The sequence below is a fragment of the Carnobacterium sp. ISL-102 genome (assembly GCF_018612935.1).
GTDB lineage: Bacteria > Bacillota > Bacilli > Lactobacillales > Carnobacteriaceae > Carnobacterium_B > Carnobacterium_B alterfunditum.
On sequence record NZ_JAGGRF010000010.1, the window covers coordinates 55,143 to 68,344 of the forward strand.

The window sequence follows — 13,202 nt, forward strand, 5'->3', positions numbered from 1 at the left end:
ATGAAACGTTTTATTGTTGGAACAGAATTTTGGGATGTTTTTCCGGAAGCTAAAATTGCGGTATTGGTTGTAAAGGGGATCAACAATCATAAACTTCCAGAAGAGGAAGAGCACTTTTTAAATTTATTGAACGCTGGAAAACAAGAGGCAAAAAAATTTTTAACGGAAGATACATTTAGTCAAAATAAAGTTATTCAAGAGTGGCGCGAAGCTTTTAGCCAATTTAAGACAAAAAAAGGAGCTCGCTCTTCGATTGAAGCCTTATTGAAACGCGTTGATCAAGATAGAGAATTTTACCCAATCAATCCACTTGTTGATAGTTATAATAGTGTTTCTTTAAAATACGGTGTCCCTTGTGGAGGCGAAGATCTCCAGATGATTGCTGGAGATCTGCAACTTGGTACAGCTAAAGGTGGCGAAAGCTTTTTGCCACTGGGAGCTGAAAAGGAGGCACCTGCACTACCTGAAGAAATCATTTATCAAGACGATGACGGTGCTATTTGTAGAAGTTTGAATTGGCGTGAAGCGCAACGTACCATGTTGACTGAAAATACCGAGAATGCTGTGCTAGTCATTGAGTCGGTCACTCCAGAACAACATCAGCGTGTTAATGAGGCTATTGAAGAATTAAAGAATTTGGTCGACACGCATTTTCAAACAAAGAGCAGTATGAAACTATTGACCCGAACCGATCCGGCTTTTGATTTGGAATAAGAAACGTTAATTTCAGAACTAACTTCCAAAACATATCTAGCAATATGAGCTATAGATCACAAGAATGGCTGAGTACTTGTTAAGAGTGGAGGGATAGAAATGAAAGTGATTGATTGGCTATTGAAAGGAGACGTTGTCATCCAGCATTTGACTACAAATTATTTGTTAGAGAAACCATTTGATCATCACAATGAAGGGTTTATTGCGGACTATTTGGCATTCTACAATGAGGAAGAGCAGATGTGGGGCAGCAATACGTATTCCAATAAATGGATTTCAAGCACCTATACCTTACTAGAGTTGAAGTATATGGAGATGAGTTACGACCATCCTGCTTACCAAAATGCGACTAAGAAAGTACTAAATGATCAGTGGAGTAACCAAGGGTATGTAAAAACCGGTCGGTATTTGGATATGTGTGTTGTAGGAATGATTTTGAGTCTTGTGGCTTATGGGAGGATCCAAGACCCTAAAGTTGAAGAAATTATCGATCACATCCTTGAGCATCAACAATCCGATGGCGGATGGAATTGCCGATGGGATGCATCAGGAAAAGGGCGTTCCGTTGTGAGTTCATTCCATACCACGATGTCGGTGTTGGAAGGACTAGCGGACTACGAACAATTTGGCTATACCTATCGTTTAGAGGAGGTCAAACGCAAGATCGTACCAGCGGAAGCATATTTACTGAAAAGACACTTATTCAGATCACTTAGAACCGGCAATGTCGTCAAATCAGAATTTAAGACGTTTCATTACCCACCACGTTGGAAATATGATTGCTTCCGAGCGTTAGAATATTTTGTGAAAGTGGATCGTGTTTACGACGAACGGATGGAAGAAGCATTAGAATTAGTGGAAAAAGCATTTAAGAAAGGCTATGTCGGAAAAGGTACCACTTACCCAGGTAAGATTTATTTTCCACTCGAAGAGTCTGGAAAAGGGAGATTTAATACTTTTAGAGGGCTGCGCATCCTAAAGAAATATGACCATGCAACTTGGCTTGCGGCAATCAAGGAGCAGGGCATCAAATACGATTAGGGTTATTTGAACCAATTGAAAAATAAGTTCTGTATAATCAGCTAGTGTTACGAAATAAAAAAAGAGCGGGTATAAATTCGGCAATAGCCTAAATTTATACCCGCTCTTTATTAGTCGTTTACTTTAAAAGTCTGATTTTAAAAAAGTGAATAGAGTCCAGAAACTTTTTATTTTTTAATTAAATCATTGAAGTAGGATCTGGTCTGTCAGATTCAATCAATAAATCTAATACAGACCTATTTTGAAATTGAGTGATGCGCTTATCCATAATGTGACCTTGCTCAATGATCAGAGCATTCTTCAAAACAACATTAGGACGGCTTTCAATCAAATCATCGATGTATTTAACGGTCTCGGTTGAAATAGCGCTTGAAGCAGAGCGATAAAAAATAGTCGGAGTATGATCAACTGCATAGTGGATAACGCTATCTATTTCATAAATCGGATCATCTAGAGAAGTAGGAACAGTTGTCTCGATAGCGCCATGTTCATCACAACTGACATCAATGAACAGTGTACCTGGTTTGAATCGCTTTAGATCACTTTGATGAATAAGATGATCTTCACGAGATGTATCCCATAAGATCGCATTGACGATCACATCAAATTTGGTCATTTCTTTTTGGAATAATTTTTCTTGACTGCGGTTATAAACGTGAACGTCAGCGCCTAATCCAATCAAAATACGTTGTGCTCCGCGCGCTGTATTGCCGCGTCCTAAGATAGCAACTTTTGTGTCATAAGGCATGATACCGTTCAATTGATAGGCATGCATGACGGCCGCTTCGCCTGCTAGTTCATTATTGCGCCAGTAACAATGGCGGTTATCTTCATACATATCTTCCCAAGCGTAGGCAGAGAGCTCATTAGCTAATAATGTATTGGTCACTTTTTCGCTCCGAACAGCATGGACCCAGCCAAATAATGTTTGACCTGGATGCAAGCCTTCTAAAAAGGAAGCGTCTCCAATTTTGGGATCGCATATGATATCTTGTGCCAAAGCTATCTCCCTTGGAACTACATGACAGCCTAAAGCGGCGTATTCAGTATCTGAAATATTTAGAACGCTTCCGTAGCCCTCTTCAAAAAATAAGGATTCGCGATGTTGTATTTGTGTAATATCTTTAGGCAGTAAGGCAATCCGCTTCTCTCCGAGTTTGTGACTGTTGACAAATCCGATAGTTTTCAATTGTTTGTGCAGCATATTCCTAACCTCCTATTTATTTATGTACAAAATAGCATTAAACGTAGCTTTATTATCCCACTAAAAGCTATTTGTTACAAATTATAGTGAAATAAGTAGAAGATAATGAAAGGAGTATTTTATTCTATTGTATATATAGAAGAAATAAAGACTTTTTCGGCAATTTCACATCGAAAGAAAGGGTTATTAGTCAATCAAAAGTGGGACATGATGCTCATTTGATCAATAAAGTGATTATATTAGTCAAATGAACATCCGAGTCACCTGCCGTTTGATTAATCACGAGGAATTTGCTCGTAATAAGTTGATCTGTAGCTGCCGAGAGAAATATAATTGCGTCTCAGAACTCTTTGGACGCGTTGTTCATCATACGCTTTGCCACACCAGTCATAGATGAGATGTTTTGTAATAGAAACTTCAGGAAATAGCAGTTGGAAATTTTCTGTCGATCGCTTGATGGCTTTTGAAATGGTTTCTTTGTAACCACAACAAGTACAAATACGAGTTTTTCGTGTATTTATATGGTCGAATGAAAAACAATTTGGACAGGTAATTCCTTTCTTAAGACTGCTATAATTGTATTCCGGCAAATCTATTGGACGATAGTCGGTGATATGTAATTGACCCAACTGGTTGGCGAGCCGTTTATCAGATTTCTTTATAGCGGAATGCCTCTTTTCCATCGAATCAAATTCTCGGGTCAACTGATTTGCAAAAAGAAAAGGCTTATCTCGAGGTAAATCGTACAAATAGAAATCTGGTTCAATAAAGATAACTTGTGCTTTTACCACTTTTTTGCTGCCTAATTTGCGCACTAAGTTATGTAGAAAGGGTTGGGTTTTATGGATTTGAGTCAAGGGATCAGCAATGACGAAATCCAATCGACCTTGGAGAGCGTCATTTTTGTAATCATAACTCCCAGAATAGTTCTTGATTTCATACAAATAAATGACATCGCTTGTCAAAATAAGCGAATCAATTTGGATCATGTTGCCACTTTCTTTAAGCCTTAAGTCATTTATTATAGGCACTCAAATTGCAGTTTTTCCAAATAGGCATCAAACAGTACTTCTCCTTGATAGCCTTTTAATTGGTTGGCGTAATCTTTTTTCTCCGAAGCACTGAGGACAGTCCGGACGTTCAATGATTCCAAAATTTGCAGTACTAACGGTTGGCTGCGTTTCTTTATAATCATGTGAAAACTCCTTTAGCAAACTAACTAGTACTATTAACATGCGCAAATAAACTGAATTTCACGAAAAAAGTTTTGATCAAAAAAAGAACTCAGTTTTCAGTAACATCAAGAAGTCTTGACGTTACTGAAAACTGAGTTCTAGAAATATTATACATCGAATAAATCGGGTATGATGAAGTACATAACAATATGGTTGATACCAGTAAAAATTAATTGGAAGGAAACGGTCCAATAGAAAATAGCTACCGCTAGTTGCGGGTCGAGTAAGGATTGGAAACCAAACCAAATCACTAAAATGTTTAAAAAGATAGCCAACCATTTCACGTTATGATTTGATTTGAAAACAGCAATCGTATTTACAACGGCTAAAACAATCATCATGATAACGACAAAGGAGATCATTAAAGCTGCACCTCTTGCAGGGTTTCTTAAAAAGAAGACTATACCAAATCCGCTAAATAAAATCCCTTCCACTATACGCAACAATTTGTATTTGAGTCCTTGTGTTAAAACTATCCCATCAATGATAATGACAATTCCGATAAGAGTAAGGGCAATCCCGATAAGCATTAGAAATAAAGAACCTTGGCGGATAGGATTTGATATAAACAATAGTCCTAAAATAAACAAAAGAATACCTTGAGTCAAAAATTTCAACCGTTCTTTTCTCATGGGTACTCCTCCAGTCTGTCTATACAGCGAGTTTATAATCGTAACTAAAAAAAGTCAATTGATTCGATTGGGATTTACAGTGTACATAACGAGGTAGACTATTGTTGAATGAATGAGCTTTTGAATCCTTTATTGAGTTAGTTAAAATTGACCCTAAAGCTAAAGCTGGATAGAAAGTTCAAGCATTTAAGAGCGTCGTTAATAAGCAAAAAGGGTACAACTACTTTTTCTAAATGAGAAAGTAGTTGTACCCTTAGTTTTACGTACAAAATTTAGCTTAAATTTGCGTAAGATGCACTGATCCATAAATCGAATTTTTCTTGTTCTTCGTATTGCATCACATCATACATTTCAGGACTCACAATTTTGAATTGTTTCTTGAAGACAGCTAGATCTAATTCTTCCATTTGAGTGTCTCTTTTAACACGTTTGAAAACTTTAGCAAAGTCTTTACTGCTGTACCCGATATCTTTTCTTTTAGCCACTAGCGGCAAACCTTTTTTAGTGACGCCCATTGCTTGAGCAGCATTAAAAGCAGCTTCTTTAACAGCAAAAACACGGTCACTTGATGCAAGTTTCGTTAAAATATATCTTGATTTTTGACAATCGTAGTTCGCTAATTCATTAACGGCTGCTAGTCTTGTTTCCCAATTGTCTTTTGTATTTGCTTTGATTTTTAATTCTTCTATATTAGCTGGTTCTGCTTGAATAATTCCCATAATTACACGGCCTCTTTCTGTTTCTGGTCTTATAGTTAATACTATAACGTTCAATTTACTTTTACAAGGTTATTTCGATTAAATAAATGATTTCTTGTTCCCACTAGTTATTAAATCACTAAAAATTACATTAGAAAAGCCTTTTTAAACATATCATTGATATTTCCGACAATTTCTTTTGAGTTTAGGTCAATTAACGGAAAATTAAGATCCATCAGATTGCCTAGGTTGACAAATACATTTTATCTTGCTATATTCTCAGTGAGAATAAATAAAACCTAGATGAATGGGGATTTTTTTGTGAGTGTAGCAGGTATCTAATCAATAAGTTGAATAGCCAGTAAACTGAAAGTTTATTTGGCATGCTTATAAGTGATACCTGTCGATAAATAGAATTTTTATATTCTAAAGACGATAGTATGACGACTATCGTCTTTTTTTGTACTCTCTAGGTTTAATTATTTATTTTAGGACGGGTATCTCTTCAACGAAAGGGAGAGAGCCATGAATAAAGAAACACTTAATAAATTGCAGTTTAATAACGTTCAAGAAGAAGTACAAGCTAAAGCAATTGGAAACTATAGTAAAATTCGGATTGGAGAACTTTCACCACAAACAAATTTAGCAACCGTAAAAGTTTGGCAGCAAGAAACACAAGAAGCACGTTTGATTTTAGATAGCAATCAGCATGTGCCTTTCATGGGACTGAGTAGGATTGATTCCTTGATGGCACAAGTTCAAAAAGGTATGATTTTAGCCCCTGATGACTTGATTGAATATGCAGATTTTCTTAGAAGCAGTCGCATGATTGATGAATTTTTTGGGAAAAATCAATATCAAACGCCAATTCTTTATCAGTATAGTAAGAGTCTGCCAAGCTTGTTAGAGATTGAGGAAGAAATTTATCAAAAAATTCAACATCAAAAAGTCAGTGATGCGGCATCAAGCAACTTAAGAAAAGTCCGTAAACAAATTCGTGAAAATGAAAAAGAAATCCAAGATAAGCTGACGAGATTTTTAAAAAATTCTAGCAATAAAGAGATGATCCAAGACGGAATAATCGTTCAAAAAGATGGACATTATACCGTTCCAATCAAAATGAGCTACAAGAATAAAGTAGCTGGAAATATGATTGAACAATCTAATAAAGGGACAACGGTCTTTGTTGAGCCTGCAGCTGTAGCAAAATTAAATGAGCAATTGATTATGCTGAAGGCTGAAGAGGTTGCACAAGAGTATCAAATTTTAGCTGAATTAACAGGTTACTTGGCTGAGAAAGAAACCATTATTGATTTTATCATGGAAACGATCACTGCTTTTGATATTATTTTTGCCCGAGCAAAATATAGTCGAGAAATCAACGGTATTACTCCAAAGGTAAATAAAAATGAAGTGATCCATATCAAGAAAGGTATTCATCCATTTCTACCTAAAGGTGCTGTACCGTTAGATTTTACCTTAGGAGAAGGGCATCGAGGGTTAGTAATTACAGGTGCGAATGCTGGTGGAAAGACTGTTGTATTAAAAACAGTTGGTTTGTTGACGTTGATGACGATGTTTGGAATTCAAATCCCTGTTCAAGAAGGGACCGATATTGCAGTTTTTGATGAAGTGTTTGTGGATATTGGTGATCAACAAAGTATGGAAAATGCCCTAAGTACCTTTTCTGGACACATGGATAGCATTGCTTCTATTTTGAATAAAGTGAAACGGCACTCATTGGTCCTGTTAGATGAGATTGGTAGTGGGACGGAGCCAAATGAAGGTGCCGCTTTAGCTATCGCGATTATGGAAGCACTGTATGCTAAGGGAGCCTTAGTCGTTACTACAACTCATTATGGGGAAATTAAGCGGTTTGCTGAAGAACATGAAGATTTTATTCCTGCAGCAATGGAATTCGATCGAGAGTCTTTGACGCCTAAGTTCATTTTACATTTAGGTGAAAGTGGCGACAGCCAAGCACTTTGGATTGCCAAAAAAGTTAATATGGCATCCAATTTGATCAAACAAGCGCAAAAATATATTGATACTAAAGATTATCAAACTCAGAAAAAAGAATTTTCAAAAAATGAAATAAAATCTGAAATGATTAAAGAAAAAATCCCTACTTTCGGGAAGGGGGACCGCATCCTTCTTACAGAAAGCCAGCGGAAAGGGTTAATATATGAAGACAGTGGTTCAGATAACGTTGTTGTTTATATCGATAAGGATGTTGTAGAAGTACCGAGACAAAGAATCCAGTTATTGACTATGGCTGAAGAATTGTATCCAGAAGGTTATGATTTAGATAGCCTCTTTACAGATTTTCTTACGAGAAAGGTACGGAAAGACTTAGATCGTGGTTCTAAAAAAGCTCAAAAAATTTTAGATAAAGAGATGAAAAAGAGAAGAGAAAACAGTTAGTTGCATGCTTACGATTTTGGATCCTTTCCATTTAGTGGAAAGGATCTTTTTATTGTTGATCGTTTCTTTTTTAACATTATACTTCTTTTGTGTAGGCTAGAGTTTTATTTAAGAAAAACGGTGTATAAAAGGCAACTGTGTCACTCAAAGGCAGAATATCATCGGAAAGTTGGATGCCAATAACTTCCTTGATGTAGGTTCTTCTAGTCTCGATACGTTCCCAAACTTCAGGGTACTGTTGGCTGAGTTCAGTTCTTAACGTTTTGTCAGCAAGTGCAATCGGCTCTTCACAACTTGCACCCGTATAGCCAGGAACGCTTGGAATCATATCGATCTGCAGCAATTGTCCACTCTTAATAACGGCTTCTGACCCTTTATAAAATGGGGAAGACAGCCATTCTTCGTCTGCAGTATAGTGTCCAGGATTTAAGCTCCAACCATAGATTTCAGAAGGAAAGACTTCTTGGATTTTTGTGTAAAATTCGTCTCCAGAAATACCAACAGCAATGGTTTCTAACCAAGTTGCGTAGGCTTTGAAGTAAGGTTTACCGACTTTTTCCAAATAATCTTTTTGATTTTCTGGTAATTGTGCACCTGAAGAAATCACAAAACCAGCTCTGCTGCTCAAACCGCCTTTGTAGCCAACAGTCAGAGCATAATTATCTGTTAAAGAAATAGTTTTATCTCTAGGGTAAATAATGGCATTCGTAAAGCGTTGTCCAGTTGCACTGATCGTTGTGACGGAGTTTGGTTGTCCGTGTTGCGCTAACAAAGCTCCAATTTCTTTTTCGCTTTTTCCAACAGAGATTTCTTGGATCGTACGAAACATCGCGATCCCTGCTAGAGAAGCACCGTATTCGTAGTGGGCAATCTCATTTGCGTTATAAGTTGTACGCAATCCGACTTTTGGAGAAAGCAAAGAAAAAGTGAAGTTTTGTAATTGATTTCTATTCGTAACATAATTCATTAGACTATCAATGATATAAAATGGCAAATCGAAGAGGTCGTTATTGTTGTATTGATTTGATGTGAAAAGTTTCCAACCGATGATACCGATTTTCGCATCAGGAGTAATATGGCTTTCTTTAAAGTAATGATTTAATGTTTTTTCACCGGCCATAGGCTGATTTGGAAGAGAAAAGAAAGGGACATGAACAGGGTTCGCTTTGATCCTAGAATGCGCAGCCATCTTCACATTTTCATTTCCCAGTAATAAATGGCTCTCACCATTTGCATGGATCACTAAACAAGCTTCTTCAAACCGCGGGATAAAGCCGGTAAAATATTCAAAGTTAGCACCATGTTCACGATCGGCATAAATAATAGCCGTATCGATAGAATGATGGTGCATTTGTGTTAAGAAATGTTCTTTTCTGGAGTTCATAGTCTCATCAGTTAATAGAACAGATTGTGGATCATTGTGGATCGTAGGCAGGGCTACTGTGGATAAATTAATTTTCATTTTTCATTTCCTCTTTTCTAACGGATTTTATATTGGCAAAGGTACTTATTTCTTTAAAGACTTCTTGATCACTTGGTAAATCAGTGACGATCATATCAAAGTCACTGACTGTACCAACTTTATGCAAATAAGATAAACCGAATTTTTTATGGTCAGCGACAAGGATCGTTTTTTTAGATTGTTTTAGGATCGCTTTTTTAGTGAATGCATCTTCTTCATTTGGAAGGGAAACGCCTGAGTCGAGACGAATACCTTCAGCTCCCATAAAGGTAATGTCAAAATTGAAATTTTGAATAAACTCAGTAGTTTCTAAGCCTAAAAAGCCTTTCGAAAGATCTCTATATTTTCCAGGCACACTGTGCAATTGGATAGCTTCGAATTTAGCTAAAGCATTCATAACCAACAAGGAGTTCGTGTAGAATTGACAGTTTTCGATAGTGAAAATTTCTTTTGCAACAGCCAGTGTTGTAGTACCAGTCTCAATAAAAACAGAGCTGCCTGGTTTAACTAAAGTTCTACAAAACTTAGCGATGGCTTTTTTCTCTTGGACACTGACTTCTTCTTTAATGGATATAGGATTCTCAAGAATATCTGCACCTCGGTAAATGGCTCCTCCATGTACTAATTGGATGCCCTCCTTTGCAGCTAATTCTTTTAGATCTCGATTGATCGTCATCATGGATACCAATAATTTATCAGCTAATTCCTTTGAACTGATTTCTCCATGTACCTTTAATAAATTGCTAATAAATTCTTGTCTTTTCGTTTGGTTCAACCATACTACCTCCATTTTTAGAAAAAAATCTTTTTCTCTAACTTGATTATAACATTAAGTAAAATTAAAATGACAAAAAATAACGTTATTTAAAATTTTTGTTACATTTTGTTAATTTTAACGAAAAAAACGATAGAAATGGACTAATAAAATAAAAACACTTTACAAAATATACCCCATAAGGTATATTAAATACGTAGCAGGGTATATGAAATAGATAAAAGTACCAAAAGATGGTCATAAAAAGAGTACTACTAATTAGGAGGAAGATTATGTTTTTTAAAACAGTAGCATCGATTTCGACAAGTGAATTAGAGAAAATAACCGCAGAAAAGCCGCACATCATTGATGTACGGGAAACACATGAATTTCAAGGAGGTCACATACCTGGAGCAAAAAATGTCCCCTTAGGTAAAATAGCTAATCATACACCTAAAGGTAAAACATATGTGATTTGTCAATCAGGCATGCGAAGTAAAAAAGCTTCAAAATTGTTAATGAAACAAGGTTATGATGTGGTAAATGTCCGTGGCGGCATGTCATCTTGGGCTGGAGCTACAAAGGGAGGAAAACTGTAATGAAAATTGTTATTGTAGGAGGCGTAGCTGGTGGAATGTCAGCAGCTACTCGCTTGAGACGGTTGAATGAAACAGCAGAAATCATTATATTAGAAAAAGGACCTTATGTTTCATTTGCCAATTGTGGCCTTCCATATTATGTGGCTGGTGAAATTGAAGAACGCAGCAGCTTGTTGGTACAAACACCAGAAGCTTTGCGAGCACGTTTTGAACTAGACGTACGTCCTTATAGTGAGGCAGTATCGATAAATGCTTCTCTAAAAGAAGTAATTGTGCGTACGGCAGAAGAAGAGTACACACTATCTTACGATAAATTGATCCTTTCTCCTGGAGCTAAAGCGTTTATCCCACCAGCTAAAGGACTAGAGGAAGCGAAGAATATTTTCACATTGCGTTCTGTTCCGGATGTAGATGGAATCACTGCTTTCATGGATGCTCATCATCCTAAAAAAGCTGTAGTGATCGGAGCTGGATTTATCGGTTTAGAAATGGCTGAAAGTTTAGTTCATCGTGGATTAGATGTTACAATTATTGAAAAAGCACCGCAAGTACTACCGCCGTTAGATGAAGAGATGGCAGCTTATATTACTAAAGAATTGCATGAGAATGGTGTTAAATTGTATACGGGATTGGCTGCTGAGTCGTTTGAAGAAGAAGGAAAAGTAGTTGTGCTTGAAAACGGCGAACGCTTAGAAAGCGATATGACATTAATGTCAGTAGGGGTTAAACCTGAAACGACTTTGGCTTTAACAGCAGACATTGAAACTGGTGTACGTGGTGGTATATTAGTAGATGAGAACTATGAAACGAGTCAAAAAGATATTTACGCGGTTGGAGATGCAATCGTAGTGAAACAACAAATCAATGGAGAAGATACGATGATCGCTTTAGCTGCTCCTGCTAATCGTCAAGGCAGACAAGTTGCAGATGTTATCAGTGGATTACCTCGAAAAAACAAAGGTAGTATTGGTACCGCAATTGTCCGCGTATTTAACCAAGTAGCAGCATCAACTGGACTAAATGAAAGACAGTTAAAATCAGCAAACGAAACATATGAAATCGTTCATATCCAAGGAAAAAGTCATGCAGGATACTATCCAAATGCCGGTACGATCTTATTGAAAGTACTGTTTAATCCTGAAAACGGAAAAATTTATGGCGCCCAAGCTATTGGTGATGATGGAGTAGATAAACGTATCGACATCATTGCAACAGCTATCAAAGCAGGTATGACTGTTCAAGATTTGCCGGAATTAGAGTTTACCTATGCTCCTCCATTTGGATCAGCAAAAGATCCTGTAAATATGGCTGGATATGCTGCTTTAAACTTGATTGAAGGCGTTAGTGAGTCAATTCAATGGCATGAACTTGAAGCAAACCAAGAAGCCGGTGATTTATTACTGGACGTTCGTGAAGAAGATGAACTTGAAAAAAATGGTAGCTTAGAAGGATCAATAAATATTCCCTTAAATAGTTTAAGAGACCGATTATCAGAAGTACCTAAAGATAAATCAATTATTGTGAGCTGTCACAGTGGCTTACGTAGCTATATTGCTGAACGAATTTTAAAACAAAATGGATACAAGGTTAAAAATCTAGATGGAGCATTTGCTCTTTACTCAACAGTCAGACCAGAAAAAATCAGACTAGAAAAGGTGGAAAAATAATGTTTAATTCAATATCAATGCAAGAATTTGAACAAAAATGGAAAAGAGAGAAACTTCCGTTAGTAGATGTGCGAGAAATAGATGAATGGCAATCGGGTCATTTAGACGGGGCACTCCATATACCTTTAAATGATTTATTAGATGCCAAAGAAAAGTTAAATAAAAAACAAGAATACTACGTTATGTGTTATTCAGGAGCACGTTCTGCGATGGCTTGTCAGCAGTTAGCGAGAGAAGGATATAAAGTAACCAATGTAATGGGTGGTATATCAGCTTGGAGAGGAGAGACCGTATAGTGGAATATGATGTGAAAATTGTAAACCGTCTAAAACGATCAAATGGCCAATTTCAAGGTGTATTGAAGATGATAGAAGAGGGACAAGACTGCGCATCAATTGTGACTCAGTTATCAGCTGTACGTGCTAGTATCGATCGTGCTACAAGTTTGATCGTAGCAGGAAATTTAATAAAATGTGTACAAGAAAATATTGAAGAGGGTACTACTGGAGAAGAAAGCGTCCAACAAGCCATTAATTTGTTAATGAAAAGTAGATAAATAGAGGCAGATTCTTTCTAATAGAGTAGGTTTGTTTGAAAAGTTGATTTTAAATAGTTATTTAAAAGACACATTGCTATTCATGGAGGCTGCTGAAAAAGTCAGATAGAAATATCTGGCTTTTTTGCTATTCATCGAATAGGACAAGCAGTATAATGAAAGAAAAAATGGGGTGACGAGGATGTTACGTAAACAAGTATCACAAAATTCTAGTCC

The 13,202-nt window shown here is 36.7% G+C and carries 14 protein-coding genes; 7 read left to right on the forward strand and 7 right to left on the reverse strand.

The window, feature by feature from the left end; genetic code table 11:
* A complete protein-coding gene (locus tag J7E16_RS06610; protein ID WP_214890151.1) occupies positions 1 to 714 on the forward strand; it encodes a B3/B4 domain-containing protein in 714 nt (237 codons plus the stop codon).
* Positions 715 to 813: 99 nt separating this feature from the next.
* On the forward strand, positions 814 to 1,755 hold the full coding sequence (locus tag J7E16_RS06615) for a prenyltransferase/squalene oxidase repeat-containing protein (RefSeq protein WP_214890153.1): 942 nt from the start codon (positions 814 to 816) through the stop codon (positions 1,753 to 1,755).
* Positions 1,756 to 1,933: 178 nt separating this feature from the next.
* Here the strand turns inward: J7E16_RS06615 and J7E16_RS06620 are convergent, their stop codons facing one another.
* The 5 genes from J7E16_RS06620 to J7E16_RS06640 form a co-directional block, all read right to left on the reverse strand.
* Positions 1,934 to 2,959, reverse strand: a complete 1,026-nt coding sequence (locus J7E16_RS06620) for a N(5)-(carboxyethyl)ornithine synthase (RefSeq protein ID WP_214890155.1) — start codon at positions 2,957 to 2,959, stop codon at positions 1,934 to 1,936.
* A gap of 275 nt (positions 2,960 to 3,234) precedes the next feature.
* On the reverse strand, positions 3,235 to 3,990 hold the full coding sequence (locus J7E16_RS06625) for a nuclease-related domain-containing protein (RefSeq protein WP_214890158.1): 756 nt from the start codon (positions 3,988 to 3,990) through the stop codon (positions 3,235 to 3,237).
* Positions 3,981 to 4,154: a hypothetical protein gene (locus tag J7E16_RS06630; RefSeq protein ID WP_214890162.1), complete on the reverse strand. Its 174-nt coding sequence runs from the start codon at positions 4,152 to 4,154 to the stop codon at positions 3,981 to 3,983. Before J7E16_RS06630 ends, J7E16_RS06625 begins: the two co-directional genes overlap by 10 nt.
* 147 nt (positions 4,155 to 4,301) lie before the next feature.
* Positions 4,302 to 4,826: a DUF308 domain-containing protein gene (locus tag J7E16_RS06635; RefSeq protein ID WP_034546578.1), complete on the reverse strand. Its 525-nt coding sequence runs from the start codon at positions 4,824 to 4,826 to the stop codon at positions 4,302 to 4,304.
* Positions 4,827 to 5,098: 272 nt separating this feature from the next.
* Positions 5,099 to 5,545: a HEAT repeat domain-containing protein gene (locus tag J7E16_RS06640; RefSeq protein WP_214890164.1), complete on the reverse strand. Its 447-nt coding sequence runs from the start codon at positions 5,543 to 5,545 to the stop codon at positions 5,099 to 5,101.
* Positions 5,546 to 6,049: 504 nt separating this feature from the next.
* On the opposite strand from J7E16_RS06640, the gene J7E16_RS06645 reads away from it, so the two are divergent.
* Positions 6,050 to 7,948 carry an endonuclease MutS2 gene (locus J7E16_RS06645; RefSeq protein WP_214890167.1) on the forward strand — a complete coding sequence of 633 codons (1,899 nt, stop codon included), beginning with the start codon at positions 6,050 to 6,052 and terminating at the stop codon, positions 7,946 to 7,948.
* A gap of 76 nt (positions 7,949 to 8,024) precedes the next feature.
* Here J7E16_RS06645 and J7E16_RS06650 read toward each other — a convergent pair whose 3' ends face one another.
* A complete protein-coding gene (locus J7E16_RS06650; protein WP_214890169.1) occupies positions 8,025 to 9,410 on the reverse strand; it encodes a M24 family metallopeptidase in 1,386 nt (461 codons plus the stop codon).
* A complete protein-coding gene (locus tag J7E16_RS06655) occupies positions 9,400 to 10,185 on the reverse strand; it encodes a DeoR/GlpR family DNA-binding transcription regulator (protein WP_214890171.1) in 786 nt (261 codons plus the stop codon). The genes J7E16_RS06650 and J7E16_RS06655 overlap by 11 nt, the downstream gene beginning before the upstream one ends.
* A gap of 272 nt (positions 10,186 to 10,457) precedes the next feature.
* On the opposite strand from J7E16_RS06655, the gene J7E16_RS06660 reads away from it, so the two are divergent.
* Genes J7E16_RS06660 through J7E16_RS06675 form a run of 4 tightly spaced genes read left to right on the forward strand, consistent with a single transcriptional unit; the run spans position 10,458 to position 12,986 of the window.
* The gene (locus J7E16_RS06660) at positions 10,458 to 10,763 is read left to right on the forward strand and encodes a rhodanese-like domain-containing protein (protein ID WP_214890173.1); all 306 of its coding nucleotides are present in this window, start codon (positions 10,458 to 10,460) and stop codon (positions 10,761 to 10,763) included.
* On the forward strand, positions 10,763 to 12,430 hold the full coding sequence (locus J7E16_RS06665; RefSeq protein ID WP_214890175.1) for an FAD-dependent oxidoreductase: 1,668 nt from the start codon (positions 10,763 to 10,765) through the stop codon (positions 12,428 to 12,430). The genes J7E16_RS06660 and J7E16_RS06665 overlap by 1 nt, the downstream gene beginning before the upstream one ends.
* Entirely contained in the window at positions 12,430 to 12,726 is a 297-nt protein-coding gene (locus tag J7E16_RS06670; RefSeq protein WP_214890177.1) for a rhodanese-like domain-containing protein, read from the forward strand. Before J7E16_RS06665 ends, J7E16_RS06670 begins: the two co-directional genes overlap by 1 nt.
* Positions 12,726 to 12,986: a metal-sensitive transcriptional regulator gene (locus J7E16_RS06675; RefSeq protein WP_034546568.1), complete on the forward strand. Its 261-nt coding sequence runs from the start codon at positions 12,726 to 12,728 to the stop codon at positions 12,984 to 12,986. Before J7E16_RS06670 ends, J7E16_RS06675 begins: the two co-directional genes overlap by 1 nt.
* Positions 12,987 to 13,202: the final 216 nt, after the last annotated feature.

Bases quoted from the DNA above. Each gene is read 5' to 3' on its own strand.
- J7E16_RS06610 (WP_214890151.1), top strand. From the start codon at position 1: ATGAAACGTTTTATTGTTGGAACAGAATTTTGGGATGTTTTTCCGGAA.
- J7E16_RS06615 (WP_214890153.1), top strand. From the start codon at position 814: ATGAAAGTGATTGATTGGCTATTGAAAGGAGACGTTGTCATCCAGCAT.
- J7E16_RS06620 (WP_214890155.1), bottom strand. From the start codon at position 2,959: ATGCTGCACAAACAATTGAAAACTATCGGATTTGTCAACAGTCACAAA.
- J7E16_RS06630 (WP_214890162.1), bottom strand. From the start codon at position 4,154: ATGATTATAAAGAAACGCAGCCAACCGTTAGTACTGCAAATTTTGGAA.
- J7E16_RS06635 (WP_034546578.1), bottom strand. From the start codon at position 4,826: ATGAGAAAAGAACGGTTGAAATTTTTGACTCAAGGTATTCTTTTGTTT.
- J7E16_RS06640 (WP_214890164.1), bottom strand. From the start codon at position 5,545: ATGGGAATTATTCAAGCAGAACCAGCTAATATAGAAGAATTAAAAATC.
- J7E16_RS06645 (WP_214890167.1), top strand. From the start codon at position 6,050: ATGAATAAAGAAACACTTAATAAATTGCAGTTTAATAACGTTCAAGAA.
- J7E16_RS06650 (WP_214890169.1), bottom strand. From the start codon at position 9,410: ATGAAAATTAATTTATCCACAGTAGCCCTGCCTACGATCCACAATGAT.
- J7E16_RS06660 (WP_214890173.1), top strand. From the start codon at position 10,458: ATGTTTTTTAAAACAGTAGCATCGATTTCGACAAGTGAATTAGAGAAA.
- J7E16_RS06665 (WP_214890175.1), top strand. From the start codon at position 10,763: ATGAAAATTGTTATTGTAGGAGGCGTAGCTGGTGGAATGTCAGCAGCT.
- J7E16_RS06670 (WP_214890177.1), top strand. From the start codon at position 12,430: ATGTTTAATTCAATATCAATGCAAGAATTTGAACAAAAATGGAAAAGA.